This is a genomic window from Streptomyces sp. NPDC032745 (genome assembly GCF_055579465.1).
In genome coordinates, this window is the sequence record NZ_JBVING010000011.1 from 83481 (window position 1) to 101180 (window position 17700).

At 72.7% G+C, this 17700-nt stretch carries 17 protein-coding genes; 10 read left to right on the forward strand and 7 right to left on the reverse strand.

The genetic code is table 11. The annotated features are described in order from the left end of the window. Positions 1-99: 99 nt before the first annotated feature. From ACZ5WG_RS26760 to ACZ5WG_RS26780, 5 genes are read right to left on the reverse strand one after another with little or no spacing between them, the layout of a single operon-like run. Entirely contained in the window at positions 100-1032 is a 933-nt protein-coding gene (locus ACZ5WG_RS26760; protein ID WP_468726441.1) for a tyrosine-protein phosphatase, read from the reverse strand. Between the two features lie 31 nt (positions 1033-1063). Continuing rightward, a complete protein-coding gene (locus ACZ5WG_RS26765) occupies positions 1064-2194 on the reverse strand; it encodes an NAD(P)H-dependent flavin oxidoreductase (protein ID WP_468726666.1) in 1131 nt (376 codons plus the stop codon). Between the two features lie 22 nt (positions 2195-2216). Beyond that, complete coding sequence (locus tag ACZ5WG_RS26770) at positions 2217-2954, reverse strand: CoA-transferase subunit beta (RefSeq protein WP_468726442.1); 738 nt, start codon at positions 2952-2954, stop codon at positions 2217-2219. Continuing rightward, positions 2951-3802 carry a CoA transferase subunit A gene (locus tag ACZ5WG_RS26775; RefSeq protein WP_468726443.1) on the reverse strand — a complete coding sequence of 284 codons (852 nt, stop codon included), beginning with the start codon at positions 3800-3802 and terminating at the stop codon, positions 2951-2953. The genes ACZ5WG_RS26770 and ACZ5WG_RS26775 overlap by 4 nt, the downstream gene beginning before the upstream one ends. Next, a complete protein-coding gene (locus tag ACZ5WG_RS26780) occupies positions 3799-4572 on the reverse strand; it encodes an enoyl-CoA hydratase family protein (protein WP_468726445.1) in 774 nt (257 codons plus the stop codon). Before ACZ5WG_RS26780 ends, ACZ5WG_RS26775 begins: the two co-directional genes overlap by 4 nt. A gap of 56 nt (positions 4573-4628) precedes the next feature. Here ACZ5WG_RS26780 and ACZ5WG_RS26785 point away from each other — a divergent pair, with 56 nt between their 5' ends. Both ACZ5WG_RS26785 and ACZ5WG_RS26790 read left to right on the forward strand, forming a co-directional pair. Continuing rightward, the gene (locus ACZ5WG_RS26785) at positions 4629-5393 is read left to right on the forward strand and encodes an SDR family oxidoreductase (protein WP_468726446.1); all 765 of its coding nucleotides are present in this window, start codon (positions 4629-4631) and stop codon (positions 5391-5393) included. A 1-nt stretch (position 5394) separates the two neighbouring features. Beyond that, positions 5395-6303, forward strand: a complete 909-nt coding sequence (locus ACZ5WG_RS26790; RefSeq protein ID WP_468726447.1) for an SDR family oxidoreductase — start codon at positions 5395-5397, stop codon at positions 6301-6303. 42 nt (positions 6304-6345) lie between these two features. Here ACZ5WG_RS26790 and ACZ5WG_RS26795 read toward each other — a convergent pair whose 3' ends face one another. Then, positions 6346-6819, reverse strand: coding sequence for a MarR family winged helix-turn-helix transcriptional regulator (locus tag ACZ5WG_RS26795; protein WP_468726449.1), 474 nt, complete (start codon positions 6817-6819; stop codon positions 6346-6348). Between the two features lie 108 nt (positions 6820-6927). Here ACZ5WG_RS26795 and ACZ5WG_RS26800 point away from each other — a divergent pair, with 108 nt between their 5' ends. Next, positions 6928-8403, forward strand: coding sequence for an MFS transporter (locus ACZ5WG_RS26800; RefSeq protein ID WP_468726450.1), 1476 nt, complete (start codon positions 6928-6930; stop codon positions 8401-8403). Positions 8404-8603: 200 nt separating this feature from the next. Here ACZ5WG_RS26800 and ACZ5WG_RS26805 read toward each other — a convergent pair whose 3' ends face one another. Next, the gene (locus ACZ5WG_RS26805; RefSeq protein ID WP_468726451.1) at positions 8604-9497 is read right to left on the reverse strand and encodes a hypothetical protein; all 894 of its coding nucleotides are present in this window, start codon (positions 9495-9497) and stop codon (positions 8604-8606) included. A gap of 122 nt (positions 9498-9619) precedes the next feature. Here ACZ5WG_RS26805 and ACZ5WG_RS26810 point away from each other — a divergent pair, with 122 nt between their 5' ends. The 7 genes from ACZ5WG_RS26810 (at position 9620) to ACZ5WG_RS26840 (ending at position 17664) form a co-directional block, all read left to right on the forward strand. Beyond that, positions 9620-10402, forward strand: coding sequence for a S1 family peptidase (locus ACZ5WG_RS26810; RefSeq protein ID WP_468726452.1), 783 nt, complete (start codon positions 9620-9622; stop codon positions 10400-10402). A 196-nt stretch (positions 10403-10598) separates the two neighbouring features. Next, positions 10599-11255 (forward strand): response regulator, encoded by a 657-nt coding sequence (locus tag ACZ5WG_RS26815; protein WP_468726453.1) that lies wholly within the window; start codon positions 10599-10601, stop codon positions 11253-11255. Between the two features lie 61 nt (positions 11256-11316). After that, positions 11317-11628: a sensor histidine kinase gene (locus ACZ5WG_RS26820; protein ID WP_468726454.1), complete on the forward strand. Its 312-nt coding sequence runs from the start codon at positions 11317-11319 to the stop codon at positions 11626-11628. A 79-nt stretch (positions 11629-11707) separates the two neighbouring features. Next, on the forward strand, positions 11708-12046 hold the full coding sequence (locus ACZ5WG_RS26825; RefSeq protein ID WP_030292092.1) for a chorismate mutase: 339 nt from the start codon (positions 11708-11710) through the stop codon (positions 12044-12046). A gap of 46 nt (positions 12047-12092) precedes the next feature. After that, positions 12093-14594 carry an aminopeptidase N gene (gene pepN, locus ACZ5WG_RS26830; protein ID WP_468726456.1) on the forward strand — a complete coding sequence of 834 codons (2502 nt, stop codon included), beginning with the start codon at positions 12093-12095 and terminating at the stop codon, positions 14592-14594. Between the two features lie 263 nt (positions 14595-14857). After that, a complete protein-coding gene (locus ACZ5WG_RS26835; protein ID WP_468726457.1) occupies positions 14858-16258 on the forward strand; it encodes a pyridoxal phosphate-dependent decarboxylase family protein in 1401 nt (466 codons plus the stop codon). Beyond that, complete coding sequence (locus ACZ5WG_RS26840) at positions 16255-17664, forward strand: lysine N(6)-hydroxylase/L-ornithine N(5)-oxygenase family protein (RefSeq protein ID WP_468726458.1); 1410 nt, start codon at positions 16255-16257, stop codon at positions 17662-17664. Before ACZ5WG_RS26835 ends, ACZ5WG_RS26840 begins: the two co-directional genes overlap by 4 nt. Positions 17665-17700: the final 36 nt, after the last annotated feature.

Below are 17700 nucleotides of genomic sequence, written 5' to 3' on the forward strand. Positions count from 1 at the left end.
CGCCCCGGGGTCCCGACGCCCTGAGGTTCTGACAGGCATTCCGGTACGCCGGGCAGCGCGAGGTGCGCTGCCCGGCGTTCTGCCGTCCGGGCTGCCGTACTACCGCACCAGCCTGGTCTGGAGCTTCGCGAGCGTGCGCAGGTCCAGGCCGAGGCCGTCCGTGAGGTAGCCGTAGAAGCCGCCGTAGTCCGCGGCCAGTTGCGCGGTCGCCGCGTCCAGGTAGTCCTGGCGGACCTCCTGGAGCGGGATCAGCAGGTCCGGGTTCTGCATCCGCCCGGACTGCTTCAGGCCCGCCCGCACCTGAGCGTCGTACGCGGCGCGGAACGTGTTCGACGCGAGGTAGTCGCGCTCGGCCGTCTCCTCGGGGACGGCCAGGGCGCGCAGCAGGACGTAACTCATCCAGCCCGTCCGGTCCTTGCCCGAGGTGCAGTGGTACAGGAGGGGGCCCTGGCCGCCGTCCGCGATCTCGCGCAGCGTCGCCGCGAACTGCGCCCGGTTCTCGGGGCTGGTCACGAAGGTGCGGTAGATGTCGCGCATGTAGGCCTCGGCGCGGCCGCCTCCGAGCATCTGCTCCTGCGTGGCGGGATCGCCGCTGGAGATCGCGCCGACGAGCGTCCCGTACAGGCCGAGGTCGCTGACGGGGCGGGAGGTGGCGGTGAGCCCGGCGGGCAGCCGGTCGGCGCCGTCGTACTGGAGCTCCATGGGGATGCGGAAATCCACGACCTTCCCCAGGCCGAGACCGGAGACGGTGGTGACGTCTCCTTGCGTCAGCTTGCTGAGGGCGTCGGAGCGGTAGACCAGGCCCTGGCGGACCTGGCCGCCGGTCCAGGTGCGGTAGCCGCCCAGGTCGCGGACGTTGACCGCGCCCTGGAGGGGGATCTGGCGAATCGTTTCCGCCTGCTGGTGGTACCGGCCTGCGGTGGTGTCGCCCGCCGCCGGCGCGGCGTACGCGGCGGAGGCGGCGGGCAGGGCGGCGACGGCGAGAGCGGAAGCGAGCACCGCGGTCACCAGGCGGATTCGGGCACGGCTCATCGGTGGCGACTCCTGAGGAGGAGAAGGGGGATCACCCTGGTGGTGGCAGGGCGTCGAGCGGGTGCGGGTGCGGGTGCGGGTTCGGGTTCGGGTGGTGCGGGTGCGGATGTTCCTCGTGCAGGCGTTCCAGCCGCGCCAGCACGGTGTGTGCCTCGGCCATGACGCGGGCGACGAGCTCCGCGCAGGACGGCAGATCCTCGATCACCCCCGCGACCTGGCCCGATGCCATGACGCCGAGGTCCGTACGGCCCTCGACCATGGACGCCTTGAGGAGCATGGGGGTGTTGGCGGCGAGCAGGACCTGGCTCCAGGACAGGTCCTTGCCGTGTTTCATCGCGAGGCCGTCGCGCACCATCTGCGGCCAGGACAGCCCGGAGAGCCTGCGGAAGGCGGCGGCGTGCCGGACCGCCCGGGCCAGGGCGCGGGTACGGCCCGCACGCTCGAGGGACGCGACCAGCTCGGTACGCAGCATGCGGTGCGGCAGACCGTCCACGGCCGTCGTCACGGTGACGTCCCTGACGCCTGCCGCCAGGTACCGGGCCTTGACCGCGTCCGGGACGGTGGAGTCCGAGGTCAGCAGGAAGCGGGTGCCCATGGCGATGCCCGCGGCCCCGTACGACAGCGCGGCGACCAGCCCGCGGCCGTCGTGGAAGCCGCCCGCCGCGACCACCGGGATGTCCACCGCGTCGACCACCTGGGGCAGCAGCACCGTCGTGGCCACGTCCCCGGTGTGCCCGCCGCCCTCGCCGCCCTGCACGATCACCGCGTCCGCCCCCCACGCCGCGACCTTCTCGGCGTGCCGCCGGGCCCCGATCGACGGGATCACCACCACACCCGCGTCCTTGAGCCGGCCGATCAGCTCCTTCGACGGGGCGAGCGCGAACGAGGCGACCCGTACGCCCTCGTCGATGATCAGCCGGACGCGTTCCGCGGCGTCCCCCGCGTCCGCGCGGAGATTGACCCCGAACGGGGCGTCCGTACGGGACCTGACCTCGCGGACCGCCGCACGCAGCTCGTCCACGGTCATCGTCGCCGAGGCCAGGATGCCCAGGGCGCCCGCGTTGGCGGCGCCCGAGACCAGCCGGGGGCCCGCCACCCAGCCCATGCCCGTCTGCACGATCGGGTGCTCCACACCGACCAGCCTGGTGAAGGCCGTCTCCATCGACTTCGACGTCGCCATCGCCTCAGACCCGCACTTCCCGGTCGCGCAGCGCCTCCGGGTCGATCACCTCGCGGATCAGCCGCAGCTCCTCGGCGGTCGGCTCCCGCGTGTACGGGACCTCGCCCGTGACCGCCAGGTCGAACCCGGTGGCCGCCAGGACCTGTTCGACGGTGACGCCCGGGTGGCGGGAGGCCAGGCGCATCGAGTGGTCCGGGCCGGTGAAATCGAGGACGCCGAGATCGCTGACCACCCGCGGGAGCCGGTGGAAGCGGGTCACCCCGGCCGCCTCGGCGCGGTCGTAGCCCACCCCGCTCACCATGTCGACGCGCTCGACGAACACCCGCGGGGAATGCTTCGGCACCCAGTAACTCACCGGGTTGTTCAGGGTGTTGACGGGTGCACCGCGCACGCCGAGGAGCTGCCGGGCCGGCCGGGCCCAGTCGCCGATGCAGGAGATGTTCTGGTTGCCGAACCGGTCGATCTGGCTGGCGCCCATCATCACGTGCCGCCGCCCGCCGGTGACCATCGTGAGGTGGCGCCGGTACGGGAGCCAGCCCTCGGCCTCGCCGCCGAGGCCGACGAGCAGGGCCTCGCCGTCGGTCAGGAGGAGGTCGGGGGAGAAGGTCCGCTTCGCCAGCCGGGCCCCGAACGACGGGATCAGGCCCATCGGGCTGGCGAGCACCTCGCCGTTGCCGCGCCAGGCCTCGGCGCAGGCGATCACGCAGTACTCCGCACGGGAGGCGGCCGTCGCTGTGCTCACTTCTGCTCCTCGTGCCAGGCCTGGACGGCGGACTGGTAGGCGTGCTCGCTGCCGCCGGAGAGGAAGCGCGCGCAGAACTCCGGCCAGGGGGTGGTCGCGTACAGCTTCTGGAAGGCCTCGTCGCGCCCGTGGTCGGGGACGCAGGAGGTGAAGTGCGCCCCGTTCGGGGTCTCGACGACACCGGTCACGGAGTGCCGGCTGACCAGCAGGGACTGCGGGGGCCCGGCCTTGGAGAGCTCGGCGGTCTCCACGAGCTGCTCGCAGGAGAGGTACGCGGCGTCGGCGGCCTCGCAGAACAGGTCGTCGAAATACGGGTCCGGGCCCAGGTACTGGCCGTTGCCGAGGCGGTCGGCACGGTTGAGGTGGACCAGCGCGGCGTCCATGCGCAGGGCGGGCACCGCGACGAGCTCCTCGCCGTCGGCGTAGGGGGAGGTGACGGTCCGCAGCTCCGGGTTGACCCGCATGACGTCGGAGCCGAGGCCGGCGCGGACGGGGAGGAAGGGGAGCCGGTTCGCGGCGGCGTGCAGGCCCCACATGAACATGGCCTCGTCGAGCTCGGTGAGGGTGAAGGCGCCGCTCTCGCGGGCCGCCCGGAAATGCGGCTCCAGCGGGATGGAGTCGAGCGTGGCGAAGGGTGCGACGAGCCCCCGGATCCGGCCGGCGGCCGCGAGCAGGCCGACGTCGGGGCCGCCGTACGAGATCACGGTGAGATCGGTGATCTCGGAACGGAGCAGTGCCCGCACCAGGGCCATGGGCTTGCGCCGCGACCCCCAGCCGCCGATGCCCAGGGTCATCCCGCTGCGCAGCTGCCCGACCACCTCTTCGGGGGTCATCGTCTTGTCGGTCATGAGCGCTCCTTCCCTGCGGGCTCTCCCTCTGCGGGCTCTCCGAAGGTGTCGCGGACCCGGTCGGCCACCCCGCTGAGGTTGGCCTCGAACGTGAACCCCTGCTCGAAGCGGTAGCTGCGCCGCACGTCGACGGGGTCGATGCCGTTGATGGCCGCCTTGGCCAGCCGGATCAGGTAGCCGTCCTTCTGCGCGATCTCGGCGGCCAGTTCGAGGGCCGCCGCCCGCAGCTCCGTACGCGGGACCACCCGCCACACCGAGCCGTGCGCGTGCAGTTCGGCGGCGGTGGCGGTGCGCGAGGTGTAGTACAGGGCGCGCATCAGGTGCTGCGGGACCAGGCGGGCCAGGTGGGTGGCGGCGCCGAGCGCGCCCCGGTCGAGCTCCGGCAGTCCGAAGGTCGCCTCCTCGCTCGCCACGATCGCGTCGGCGTTGCCGACGAGGCCGATGCCGCCGCCCAGGCAGAACCCGTGCACGGCCGCGACGACCGGTACCTCGCATTCGTACACGGCGGCGAAGGCCTCGTAGCAGCCGCGGTTCGCGCCGATCAGGGCGGCGTGGCCGGTGTCGCGCTGCATCTCCTTGATGTCGACGCCGGCGTTGAAGCCGCGGCCCTCGGCGGCCAGGACGGCACACCGGGTCTCCGGGTCGCGGCCGACCGCGCGCAGGGCGTCGGCGAGGTCGTACCAGCCCTGCACGGGAAGCGCGTTGACGGGCGGGAAGTCGACGGTGACGAGTGCGATGCCCTTGCCGGGGCTTGAGGTGGAGACACCCATGAGAGGATCAGCTACCTTTCCACCAAACATTTGTTAGGTGAGGAAGGTAGCAGCCTATGGAGCTCGACGGGAGGGTTGTCGTCGTCACCGGCGGAACCCGCGGCGTCGGTGCCGGCATCGCCCGGTCGTTCCTCGGGGCGGGCGCGGAAGTCGTCGTCTGCGCCCGCCGCCCGCCGCGCGAACCGGTGTGCGCGGACGGGCGGGCGGCCGCGTTCACCGCGCTGGACCTGCGCGATCCGGCCGCCGTGCAGGAGTTCCTGGAGGCGGTCGGGCGCCGGTACGGGCGGCTCGACTGCCTGGTGAACAACGCGGGCGGAACCCCGTACCGGCTGCTGGGGGAGGAGGAGGCGCAGCGGCACGCGCGCGTCGTCGAGCTGAACCTGGTGGCACCGATGACGGCCTCGCTGGCGGCGTACCCGCTGCTGCGCGAGGCGCACGGCTCGGTGGTGATGATCGGCAGCGTCAGCGGGACCCGGCCCTCGCCCGGGACGGCCGCGTACGGGGCGGCGAAGGCGGGGCTGGAGAACCTTGCCCGGTCCATGGCCGTGGAATGGGCGCCCGAGGTACGGGTGAACTCGCTCGTGCTGGGCATGGTGCGGACCGAGCTCGCGCACCTGCACTACGGGGACGAGGCGGGGATCGCGGCCGTGGGCGCCACGGTCCCGCTGGGGAGGCTTGCGGAGCCCGAGGACGTCGGGGCGGCGGCGGTGTTTCTGGCCTCCGGCCGGGCGGGGTATGTCAGCGGGGCGAGCCTGCTCGTGCACGGGGGCGGGGAGCGCCCGGCGTTTCTGGATGCGGCAACGGTCAACAAGGAGAACTGAGATGGGACTTGCCGAGGGTCGTGTGGTCATCGTGACGGGCGCGGGGCGGGGACTGGGCCGGGCCCACGCACTGGCCTTCGCGGCGGAGGGGGCCAAGGTCGTGGTCAACGACCTGGGCGTGGGCCTGGACGGGCAGCCGGGGGAGGACAGTCCGGCCGGGCAGGTGGTCGCGGAGATCCGGGCGCTGGGCGGCGAGGCGGTGGCGCACGGCAAGGACATCGCGTCACCGGAGGGCGCGTCCTCGCTGGTCGGGGCGGCCCTGTCGGCGTTCGGCCGGCTGGACACGCTGGTCAACAACGCCGGGTTCCTGCGGGACCGGATGCTGGTCAACCTGGAGGAGGCGGACTGGGACGCGGTGATGCGGGTGCACCTGAAGGGGCACTTCCTGCCGCTGAAGTACGCGGCGGCGCACTGGCGGGCCGAGGCGAAGGCGGGCCGGGCGGTGGCGGCGCGGGTGGTCAACACCTCCTCGGGGGCGGGCCTGCTGGGCTCGGTCGGGCAGGGCAACTACAGCGCGGCCAAGGCCGGCATCCTCGGCATGACGCTGGTCGCGGCGGCGGAGATGGGCCGGTACGGGGTCCAGGTCAACGCGATCGCCCCGGCGGCGCGGACGCGGATGACGGAGCAGACGTTCGCCGAGACGATGGCGGAGCCGGGGGAGGGGGCCTTCGACGCGATGGCCCCGGAGAACGTGTCGCCGCTGGTGGTGTGGCTGGGCTCGGACGCCTCGGCGGGGGTCACGGGCCGGGTCTTCGAGGCGGAAGGCGGCCGGATCACGGTGATGGAGGGCTGGCGCCCCGGTCCCACGGCGGACCGCGGAGCCCGCTGGACCCCGGCCGAGGCGGGCGAGACGGCGACGAAACTCCTCGCGGAATCCGAACCCCCGCACCCGGTCTACGGAGCCGAGTAGTCCCGGGCGCAGCAGTCCGGGCACAGTGGTCCGGGTGCAGGCTCAGGACTCCGACAGGCGGGCCGCCGCGCGCAGTTGGCGGGCGTTGGAGCCCTGGAGGAAGCGGATCACGGTTTCCAGCTCCGCCGTCGTGAACTCGTCGCACAGCTCCGCGACCTCACGGGCCCAGTCGTCGAACACCGGCCGGATCTCCGACAGCCGCTCCGGCAGCGCCTCCACCAGGACCCGCCGCTTGTCCGTCGGGTGCTTGGCCCGGCGGACGTAGCCCTTGCGCTCGAGCCGGTCGACCAGGCCCGTCACCGAGGCCGGGGCCAGTCCCGAGCGCTGGGACAGCTCCTTCGCCGTGAGCGGGCCGCGCCGCATGAGCAGGTCCAGGGTCTTCGTCTCGGTGGCGCTGAGCCCCTGCTTGGCGGCGGCCGCCTCGTGGAACACCACGGTCGCCGCGCTCGTCTCGCGGCCCGTGCGGTTCAGCTCGGCCAGTACCGCTTCACGGCGGGGGTCCGTCTCGTCGCTCATGGCATCCACCGTACCAAGTATTTAGTTCGGGTGAACGAAAGAGTTGTGATCACGCGCGCCTCCATGTCAGTCTTTCGTTCGTCCGAACGAAAGACTTTGGAGCCTGCCATGCCCACGCCCACGCCTGTGCCCATCCCCGCGCCCCTGTCCCCGACTCCCTACCCACGCCGCTGGGCCGCCGCCGTCGTCATGATGGTCGCCGCGCTCATGGACCTGCTCGACGTGACCGTCGTCAACGTCGCCATCCCCTCCATCGGCCGCGACCTGCACGCCTCGCAGAGCGCCCTGCAGTGGCTCGTCTCCGCCTACCTGCTCGGCTTCGCCGCCACCCTGATCGTCTCCGGGCACCTCGGCGACCGGTACGGGCGCAAGGCCCTCTTCCTCGCCGGAACCGCCGGCTTCGGCCTCGCCAGCCTCGGCTGCGGAATCGCCCAGAGCCCCGGCCAGCTGATCGCCGCCCGCGCCGTGCAGGGCGTCATGGCCGCCCTGCTGATGCCCCAGGTGCTCGGCTCGTTCCGCACCCTGTTCCAGGGCAAGGAGCGCGGCGCCGTCTTCGGGATGTACGGGGCCGTCGGCGGCTTCGCCGCCGCCGTCGGACTGCTGCTCGGCGGCCTGCTCACCGACGCCGACCTGTTCGGCTGGGGCTGGCGGTCCATCTTCCTCGTCAACGTGCCCGTCGCCGCGGCCGCCTGCCTGGCCGGAGCCGTCCTGGTCCCCGCCACCCGCGAGCGCGGCGCCGGCCGCCCCGACCTGGCCGGCAGCCTCGTCCTCGCCGCCGCCCTGATCGCCATCGTGCTGCCGCTCGTCCAGGGCGAGGCGGGCGGCTGGCCGCTGTGGGGCTGGCTGTGCCTGACCGCCGGGGTCCTCGCCGTCATCGGCCTCGGTGTCCTCGAAGCCCGCCGCCGCGGGACGGCGACCGTGCCGCTGCTGCCCGCCCGAGCCTTCCGGCTCCCCGCCTTCTCCGTCGGCCTCGCCGTCCAACTGCTCTTCGCCGTCGGCATGCAGGGCTTCTTCCTGGTCTTCGCGATCTGGCTCCAGAGCGGCGAGGGCTACACCCCCATGCAGGCCGGCGTGGTCACCGTCGCCTTCTCCGTCGGCAGCTTCCTGACCGCCCCCGCCGCCGACGCCCTCGCCGTCCGCTTCGGCCGCCTCGTCCTCGCCGGTGGCGCGCTGCTGATGGCGGGCGGGTTCGCGGGGGTCTGGTACGCCGTCTCCGCCTCCACCGCCGCGCACACCGGGGCCTGGCCGCTCGTCCCGGGGCTGCTCGTCGCGGGCGCCGGGCTCGGCTTCCTGGTCGTGCCGCTGGTGAACGTCGTCCTGTCCGCCGTCCCCGCCGACATCGCGGGCGGGGCCTCCGGAATCTTCTCCACCGCCCAGCAGTTCGGCGGCGCCCTGGGCGCGGCCGTCATCGGCAGCGTCTTCTTCGGCGCCCTCGCCGACGGCGGCCCCACGCACGCACTGACCACCGCCATGCCCTGGGTGACCGCCGGGTTCCTGCTCAGCGCACTGCTCTGCCTGGCCCTGCCGCGTACGGCGGTGTCCCCCGAACCGGCGTCCTCGCACGCCGAGCCGCTGCCGGCGTAGCCGCCGCCGGGGGAGCGGCGGGCCGAGCCCCCGGACGGGCCCGGCACAGGAAACGGCCCCGGCCCCCTGGCGGGGGGGTCGGGGCCGGATCCTTCACTCGTGCGATGGGATATCACTACCCACGCCGGTCACGCCTTGAACCGCTCTCAGCCGACATCTTGTCCCTCCTCCGCGCCGCGTTCGCCGGGCCCCGGCTCCGGTCAGGTGTCGCAGTCCAGCACCGTGCGGCACAGCCCGCAGCGGGCGCGCACCGGCCCGCGGACCGGCAGCCGCAGCCGCTGCCCGCACACCGGGCACGGGAAGCTCACCCGAGTCCCCGCCGGGTGCTCCTCGAAGCCGTACGAGGCCCCCGGCGCGGCGGCGCCCGCCCGCCGGTCCCGGGCGTAGCGGCGCCGCTGCGCCCGGTCCGCCGCGGCCAGGGGAGCCCGGCGCAGCTCCCGCCCGGCGAGCGCGCGGCCGCGCACGTACGCCTCGTACGCCTGGGGGCTGGTGAACCAGGTGGAGAGGTCCTCGCCCCCGCCGGGCAGGAGGGCGCGCCGTGCGAGGACGTACCCGAACTCCTCGGGGGTGAGGTAGCCGAGCTTCTGGTGGGTGAGCTCGTCCTCGCGGTAGGCGTCGAGGAGCAGCCAGCCGGCCCCGAGGTAGGCGGCGGTGGTGTCGGTGAGGATCTCGTTGTCGGCGGTGGCGGGGAAGCGCAGGTCCAGCCGGTGCAGCAGGACGTGCGTGACCTCGTGGGCCAGGGCGGCGGCCAGATCGCGGCGGTGGGTGCGGAAGCGGTCGTTGACCTCGATGAAGTACTCGGGCCCCGCAGTCAGTTCCACGGTCGCGGCCTGCTCCATCGCCCGGAAGCAGACCACCATCCGGGCATCCGGCAGCCGCAGCGCGCGCACGATCGCGGAGGCCACGCGGTGCGCGCCGAGGTGGAGGTCGTCGGCGGCGGTGAAGGCGGCGTCGGCGGGCGCGAAGCTCGTGTCGTACGCCCGGATCCCCTCGTACGAGAGCCGCCGCAGCAGTGCGGTGATCGAGGCCCGGACGGTGTCGAGATGGGGAAATCCGTGCTCGACCGGGCTGCTGTGCCTGCCGTTCTTCGTCATGCCGCCCCCCGCGCCGCACATTGTCCGAAAACGCGTTCTTGATGTCCGATGAGAGATGGGTGTGACATGTACGTGTCATTCACCCGATGACGCGCACGGCCCAACCCCCCACGAAAGGCAGTGTGTTGACCTTGTCCACCCTTGCCGCACTCATCAAGCGCACCCTCGCCGTCGGCGCAGTGGCCCTCGCCGCCGTCAGCCTCCAGCCCGGCGCCGCCAACGCCTCCCAGGCCCCCGTGGTCGGCGGCACCCGCGCCGCCCAAGGCGAGTTCCCCTTCATGGTCCGCCTCTCCATGGGCTGCGGCGGCGCCCTCTACACCCAGCAGATCGTCCTCACCGCAGCCCACTGCGTCAGCGGCTCCGGCAACAACACCTCCATCACCGCCACCGCCGGAGTCGTCGACCTCAACAGCTCCAGCGCCATCAAGGTCAAATCCACCAAGGTCCTCCAGGCCCCCGGCTACAACGGCAAGGGCAAGGACTGGGCCCTCATCAAACTCGCCAAACCCATCAACCTGCCCACCCTCAAAATCGCCGACACCAAGGCCTTCGACAACGGCACCTTCACCGTCGCCGGCTGGGGCGCCACCCGCGAGGGCGGCGGCCAGCAGCGGTACCTGATGAAGGCCACCGTGCCCTTCGTCTCCGACGCCAGCTGCCAGAGCTCCTACGGCAGCGACCTCGTCCCCGGCGAGGAGATCTGCGCCGGACTGCCCCAGGGCGGCGTCGACACCTGTCAGGGCGACTCCGGCGGCCCGATGTTCCGCCGCGACAACAACAACGCCTGGATCCAGGTCGGCATAGTCAGCTGGGGCGAGGGCTGCGCCCGGCCCGACTTCCCCGGCGTCTACACCGAGGTCTCCACCTTCGCCACCGCCATCAAGAACGCGGCCGCGACCCTCTGAGCCCCCAGCCTCGCCCTTCCGGCCGAGTACACCCGGGCCGGAAGGACGAGGCGCGGTGCACCGTACGCACGTAAGGCCGGCCGCAACGGCACACGGCCGGAACACCGCCGCCCCGGCCCCGCCCGGTTGCGGGCCCGCGCACCCGCCCGTCCCATGGGAAAACACAGGCAGCGGGCGACAGCGGGGCAGGCAGCGCATGGCGATCAGGGTGGTCATCGCCGACGACCAGGAAATGGTCAGGACCGGATTCCGGATGATCCTCGAAAGCCAGCCGGACATCGAGGTCGTCGCCGACGTCGTCGACGGCGAAGCCGCGCTCGCGGCCGTCGCCGCACACCGGCCGGACGTCCTCCTCCTCGACATCCGCATGCCGAAGCTCGACGGCCTCGAGGTCACCCGGAGACTCGCCGGCCGGGACGGCCCACGCATCGTGATCGTCACCACCTTCGACCTCGACGAGTACGTCCACGCCGCGCTCCACGGAGGAGCATCCGGCTTCCTCCTGAAAGACGCCAGCCCGGCGATGCTGGTTGAGGCGGTCCGCGCGGCGGCCGTCGGAGACTCCCTCGTCTCACCCGCCATCACCGTACGACTACTGCGCGAACTGACCCCCCGGGCCACCACCGCCCAGGCGGCCCGCCGGCCCGCCGAACCCCTCACCGAACGCGAACAGGACGTCGTACGGTGCGTCGCCCGAGGCCGCACCAACGCGGAGATCGCGGGCGAACTGTTCGTCTCCCTGTCCACGGTCAAAACCCACCTGGCCAACGTCCAGACCAAACTCGACGCCCGCAACCGCGTGGAAATCGCAGCCTGGGCCTGGAAATCCGGCCTGGCCACCACCCCGGCGTGAACGGCTTCCGGCCACACCGGGCCCCGACGGGCAGCGCCCCCGGAAGCCCCCGGGGGCAGGCATGAGCCCCGCCCGGCTCCCCGGCGACGTCGCCGCCACCGCCCACCGCATCGTCCTCGAAGCCCTCACCAACATCGGCAAGCACGCCGCCACCGCCACCGCCGTACGCATCGGCCTGCGCACCGTCCCCGCAGGACTGGAGATCCGCATCGCCGACGACGGAGGCCGCCCCGCCCGCCTCTCCGACAACGCCCGCGGCGGCGGCTACGGACTCGCCGGCATGGCCGAACGCGCCGAAGCCCTGGGCGGCTCCCTCACCGCCGGACCCGCCCCCGAAGGAGGCTGGCTGGTCACAGCCGTCCTGCCGCTCTGACCGGCTTCCGGACACCCGTCCGTCTCACGGACCGGCTCGCCCGGGAACCACACGCGAACGCCACGTATTCTCGGGAACCATGAACAACAGCGCCCCCGACGAAGCCGCCGCGACCGGCGCCATCGACGAGAACGTCACCGCCGAGCTGGCCCGCCTGCGCGACAGCATCGACAACATCGACGCAGCCGTCGTCCACATGCTCGCCGAGCGTTTCAAGTGCACCCAGCAGGTCGGCCACCTCAAGGCCAAGCACCAGCTGCCCCCGGCCGACCCGACCCGCGAGGCCAGCCAGATCGCCCGGCTCCGAGAGCTCGCCGAGAACGCCAAACTCGACCCGGCATTCGCCGAGAAGCTCCTCAACTTCATCATCGCCGAGGTCATCCGCCACCACGAGACGATCGCTGCGGGCGAAGAGTAGGCGAGGGCAGACGACCGGGGCCCACCCTTCGGGCAGCATGGGCCCCATGTCCGCACTGACGCGCAACGAAGCGCAGCTCCGAGCACAGCTCCTCGACGTCCACCACTACGCCGTCACCCTCGACCTCACCGGCGGCGACGACACCTTCGAATCCACGACCGCCATCCGGTTCACCGCCCGTACCGCCGCGGACACCTTCGTGGAGCTGAAACCGGACGAACTGCACTCCGCCGAACTCGACGGCAGCCCCCTCGACCGGGACGCCCTCGCCGACAACCGCCTCCCCCTCACCGGCCTCGGCGAAGGCCCCCACGAGCTGCGCATCGCCACCCGCATGCGCTACTCCCGCACCGGCGAAGGCCTCCACCGCTTCACCGACCCCGCGGACGGCGAGGCGTACGTCTACACCCAGATGTTCATGGACGACATCCAGCGCGTCTTCCCGGCCTTCGACCAGCCCGACCTCAAGGCCGTCTTCGAGTTCACCGTCACCGCCCCCGCCCACTGGACCGTCCTCGCCAACGGCATCACCGAGCGCGTCGGCAACCGGGACACCGACGGCGCCGGCATCTGGAAGTCCGCCCCCACCCCCGTCATCTCCACCTACCTCGCCGCCGTCGCCGCCGGCCCCTGGCACAGCATCCGCACCGAACACGCCGGCCTCCCCTTCGGCATCCACTGCCGCCAGTCCCTCGCCCCCCACCTCGACGCAGACGCCGAGGAAATCCTCTCCGTCACCACCGACTGCTACGACCGCTACCACGAGAAGTTCTCCGAGCCCTACCCCTTCGACTCCTACGACCAGGCCTTCGTCCCCGAGTTCAACGCCGGCGCCATGGAGAACCCGGGCCTCGTCACCTTCCGCGACGAATTCGTCTTCCGCTCCGCCGTCACCGACACCGAACGCCAGACCCGCGCCATGGTCATCGCCCACGAAATGGCCCACATGTGGTTCGGCGACCTCGTCACCCTGCGCTGGTGGGACGACATCTGGCTGAACGAGTCCTTCGCCGAGTACATGGGCTACCAGACCCTCACCGAAGCCACCCGCTTCACCGGCACCTGGACCGAATTCGGCGTCAACCGCAAGTCCTGGGGCTACGACGCCGACCAGCGGCCCACCACCCACCCCGTCGCCCCCGACCCCGACGCCGTACCCGACACCGCCAGCGCCCTCCTCAACTTCGACGGCATCTCCTACGCCAAGGGCGCCTCCGCCCTGCGCCAACTCGTCGCCTGGCTCGGCGAGAAGGACTTCCTCGCCGGCATCAACACCCACTTCACCCGCCACAAGTTCGCCAACGCCTCACTCGCAGACTTCGTCGACTCCCTCGCCGCCCACACCGACCGCGACGTCCACGCCTGGGCCGACATCTGGCTGCGCACCACCGGCATCGACACCCTCACCCCCCGCATCGAGGAGAGCCACGGCGGCTGGACCCTCACCGTCGACCACCGCGGCACCCGCCCCCACCACATCGCCGTCGGCCTCTACGACCGCGACCCCGACAACACCCTCGAGCCGCGCGAACTCCTCACCGTCGACGTCCCCTCCGACGAGATCCTCTCCGTCAGCGGCCCCCGCCCGGCCCTCCTCGTCCTCAACGACGGAGACCTCAGCTACGCCAAGATCCGCCTCGACGACTCCTCCCTCGAGACCGCCCTGCGCAAGCTGTCCGCCATCCCCGGCCCCCTCACCCGGGCCGTCGTCTGGAACTCCCTGCGCGACATGGTCCGCGACGGCGAACTCGAACCCACCGCCTACCTGGCCACCGCCGGCGCACACCTGCCCGAGGAAGGCGACCTCGCCATCGTCCAGGGCGTCCTCGCCTTCGCCCGCCACCACATCGCCGACCGCTACCTCACCCCCGAAGACCGCACCGAGGCCCTCGCCACCCTCACCCTCATCGCCCGCGGCCTGCTGCGGCGCACCGAAGACGGCTCCGACCCCGGGCTGCGGCTCGCCGCCGTACGCGCCCTCATCGACGCCGCCACCCAGCCCGACACCCTCGCCGCCTGGCTCGAGGACGACACCGTGCCCGGCGGCCCCGAACTCGACCCCGAACTGCGCTGGCGCATCCTCGCCCGGCTGTCCGTCCTCGGCGCCGTGGGGGAACGCGAGATCGACGCCGCCCTCACCGCCGACCCCAGCGCCACCGGCGAGGAAGGCGCCGCCCGCTGCCGCGCCGCACTCCCGACCGCCGAGGCCAAGGCCGCCGCCTGGGAGCGCCTCTTCCACGACGACTCCCTCTCCAACTACCTCTTCAGCGCCACCGCCCAAGGCTTCTGGCAGCCCGAACAGGCCGACCTCGTACGGGACTACGTCCCGCGCTTCTACGCCGACGCCATCTCCCTCGGCGCCCGCCGCGGCCCCGCCATCGCCGAAGCCGCGGGCCGCCACGCCTTCCCCGGCCACGCCGTGGACGAGGACAACCTCGAGGCCGGCCACACCGCCCTCACCGACCCGTCCATCGTCCCCGCCCTGCGCCGCAAGCTCGTCGACCAACTCGACGACCTGGCCCGAGCCCTCCGCGTCCGCGCCTCCTGACACCACGCCCGAGCCGCCACCCCGGCCGCCGCCCCCGCCGAAACCGGCCGGGGCGGCGGCCGGTCCCGTTCCCGGCCCGGACCTCCACCACCGAGCCGAAAACAACATCCGGACAAATCCCGGCGGTTACCCCATTCGGGTCTGATCGTTGTACACGTCGGGCCCCCAGGCTGTCACCGCAGCAGCGCCCGCCGCCAAGCGGCCTCGGCACCCCACGACAGGGCCGGCCCCCCGCCGCAGACCCGTTCCCGTGAGGACACCCCATGACCGCGCCGCCCGGCACCCCGCCGACCCCATCGCACCCACTCGCCGGCGGCCGCCCCGGCGCCGAAGCCCTGCGGCCCCTCCTCGACACCGTCCTCGAAGCCCTGCACACCGGAGCCCAGGAGCGCGGCGGGCCGATTCCGGCAGGCGGCCCCGACGCCCTCGCAGCCCGCGTCCAAGCCGCGCTGGGCGACGTACTCCCCGAAAAGGGCCACGGCGACCACGAGGCGCTCCGGACCCTCGTCCACACCCTCGCCGCCGGCGCCGCCGACCCCGCCGACCCCCTGTGCGCGGCCCACCTCCACGGCCCGCCCCTCGCCGTCGCAGCCGCCGCAGACCTCGCCGCCTCCGCCCTCAACCCCTCCCTCGACTCCTGGGACCAGGCCCCCGCCGCCTCCGCCATCGAAGCCCTCCTCACCCACACCCTCGCCGCCGAGTTCTACGACACCCCCCACCCCGACGCCCTCGTCACCACCGGCGGCACCGAAGCCAACCAACTCGCCCTGCTCCTCGCCCGCGAACGCCACGGACCCGGCCTGACCGTCCTCCACGGAGCCAGCGCCCACCACTCGATCCCCCGGGCCGCCTGGCTCCTCGGCCTGCCCCCCGCCACCTCCCTGCCCACCCCCACCGGCACCCTCGACCCCGACCGCCTCGCCGAAGCCCTTGCCGCCGCCCGCGGGCCCGTCCTCGTCACCGCCACCGCCGGCACCACCGACGCCGGCCTCATCGACCCCCTCGAAGCCATCGCCGACCTGTGCGAGCAGTACGGCGCCGACCTCCACATCGACGCCGCGTACGGGGGCCTCCTCGCCCTCAGCCCCCGCCACCGCACCCGCGTCGCAGGCCTCGCCCGCGCCCACTCCCTCACCATCGACCTGCACAAACTCGGCTGGCAACCCGTCGCAGCAGGCCTCCTCGCCGTCCCCGACACCGCCCTGCTGGCCCCCCTCGCACACCAGGCCGACTACCTCAACGCCACCGACGACACCGAAGCCGGCCTCCCCGACCTCCTCGGCCGCTCCCTGCGCACCACCCGCCGCCCCGACGCCATCAAAATCGCCGCCACCCTGCGCTCACTCGGCCGCGACGGCCTCGCCCACCTCATCGACCGCACCTGCGAACTCGCCCACCACCTCGCCCGCCTCCTCGACGCACACCCCCACTTCGAACTCCACGCACCCCCCACCATCAGCACCGTCCTCTTCCGCCCCACCCACACCGACGACACCCACCTCGCCGCCCTGCGCCGCACCCTCCTCCTCGGCGGTCACGCCGTACTCGGCCGCGCCACCGCCGACAACCGCCTCTGGCTCAAAGCCACCCTGCTCAACCCCCACACCACCGCGCGGGACCTGGACACCCTCGTCACCCTCCTGGAAGGCAGCACCCACCGATGACCGCCCAGCTCGATGCACCCCACGACCTCGTCGGAATCGGCATCGGCCCCTTCAACCTGTCCCTCGCCGCCCTCGCCCACGGCCTCCCCCACCAAGGCGCAGCCGAACTCGCCACCGCCTTCTACGACCAATGCCACGACTTCCGCTGGCACCCCGGACTCCTCATCGACGGCACCACCCTCCAAGTCCCCTTCCTCGCCGACCTCGTCACCTTCGCCGACCCCACCAGCCCCTGGACCTTCCTCAACTACCTCAAGCACAAGGAACGGCTCTTCCCGTTCTACTTCGCCGAGCAGTTCCACATCCAGCGCGCCGAATACGACGCCTACTGCCGCTGGGTCGCCGGCCGCCTCCCCGGACTCCACTTCGGCCACCAGGTCGACGCCGTCCGCTGGAACCCCGAACGCGACCTCTTCGAAGTCGACTACACCCAACTCGACACCGACGGCGAAGCCGAAGCCCTCGGCCGCACCCACACCCGCAACCTCGCCCTCGGCATCGGCACCGCCCCCTACATCCCCGAACCCCTGCGCCCCCTCGCCGAAGCCCCCACCGTCCCCGTCATCCACTCCGCCGACTACCTCGACAACCGCCTGCGCATCCTCGGCGCCGACCACGTCACCGTCATCGGATCAGGCCAGTCCGGAGCCGAGGTCTTCCTCGACCTGCTCCGCTCCCGCCCCGCCGGCCGCGAACGCCTCACCTGGCTCGCCCGCACCCCCTCCTTCGCCCCCATGGAGTACTCCAAGCTCGGCCTCGAACACTTCACCCCCGACTACACCCGCTACTTCCACGCCCTGCCCGAACCCGTACGCGACCAGCTCGTCCCCGCCCAATGGCAACTCCACAAAGGCATCGACGCCGCCACCATCACCGCCATCCACGAAGAGCTCTACCGACGCACCCTCCACGGCGGCTGGCCCGACACCGTCCTCACCCCCGGAGTCAGCGTCCGCACCGCCGGCCGCGTCGCCACCACCAAGGTCGAACTCCACCTCGAACACACCCAGCAAGGCACCCGCTCCCGCCTCACCACCGACGCCGTCGTCCTCGCCACCGGCTACAAGGAGCGACCCCTCACCAACCTCCTCGCAGGCCTCGACCCCTACCTGCGCAAGGACGCCTCCGGCCGCCCCCGCATCGACGAACAGCACCGCATGATCCTCGACCCCTCCGTCACCGGCAGCATCTTCGTCCAGAACGGCGAACGCCACAGCCACGGCGTCGGAGCCCCCGACCTCGGCCTCGCCGCCTGGCGCAGCGCCGCCATCCTGAACACCCTCACCGGCAAGGAGCCCTACCCCCAGCCCACCCGCACCGCCTTCACCACCTTCGGCCTCGAACAGCGGGAGCACACCCGACCCGCCCCCACGGTCGAGCTGCTCCCGCTGGCCGAACACCCCTAAGCACGGGCGTAGGCGCAGGTGCAGGCGCAGGCGTAC

Coding starts and splice junctions, on each gene's coding strand:
- ACZ5WG_RS26760 (WP_468726441.1), bottom strand. CDS start 1,032: ATGAGCCGTGCCCGAATCCGCCTGGTGACCGCGGTGCTCGCTTCCGCT.
- ACZ5WG_RS26765 (WP_468726666.1), bottom strand. CDS start 2,194: ATGGAGACGGCCTTCACCAGGCTGGTCGGTGTGGAGCACCCGATCGTG.
- ACZ5WG_RS26775 (WP_468726443.1), bottom strand. CDS start 3,802: ATGACCGACAAGACGATGACCCCCGAAGAGGTGGTCGGGCAGCTGCGC.
- ACZ5WG_RS26780 (WP_468726445.1), bottom strand. CDS start 4,572: ATGGGTGTCTCCACCTCAAGCCCCGGCAAGGGCATCGCACTCGTCACC.
- ACZ5WG_RS26785 (WP_468726446.1), top strand. CDS start 4,629: ATGGAGCTCGACGGGAGGGTTGTCGTCGTCACCGGCGGAACCCGCGGC.
- ACZ5WG_RS26790 (WP_468726447.1), top strand. CDS start 5,395: ATGGGACTTGCCGAGGGTCGTGTGGTCATCGTGACGGGCGCGGGGCGG.
- ACZ5WG_RS26795 (WP_468726449.1), bottom strand. CDS start 6,819: ATGAGCGACGAGACGGACCCCCGCCGTGAAGCGGTACTGGCCGAGCTG.
- ACZ5WG_RS26800 (WP_468726450.1), top strand. CDS start 6,928: ATGCCCACGCCCACGCCTGTGCCCATCCCCGCGCCCCTGTCCCCGACT.
- ACZ5WG_RS26805 (WP_468726451.1), bottom strand. CDS start 9,497: ATGACGAAGAACGGCAGGCACAGCAGCCCGGTCGAGCACGGATTTCCC.
- ACZ5WG_RS26815 (WP_468726453.1), top strand. CDS start 10,599: ATGGCGATCAGGGTGGTCATCGCCGACGACCAGGAAATGGTCAGGACC.
- ACZ5WG_RS26820 (WP_468726454.1), top strand. CDS start 11,317: ATGAGCCCCGCCCGGCTCCCCGGCGACGTCGCCGCCACCGCCCACCGC.
- ACZ5WG_RS26825 (WP_030292092.1), top strand. CDS start 11,708: ATGAACAACAGCGCCCCCGACGAAGCCGCCGCGACCGGCGCCATCGAC.
- pepN (WP_468726456.1), top strand. CDS start 12,093: ATGTCCGCACTGACGCGCAACGAAGCGCAGCTCCGAGCACAGCTCCTC.
- ACZ5WG_RS26835 (WP_468726457.1), top strand. CDS start 14,858: ATGACCGCGCCGCCCGGCACCCCGCCGACCCCATCGCACCCACTCGCC.
- ACZ5WG_RS26840 (WP_468726458.1), top strand. CDS start 16,255: ATGACCGCCCAGCTCGATGCACCCCACGACCTCGTCGGAATCGGCATC.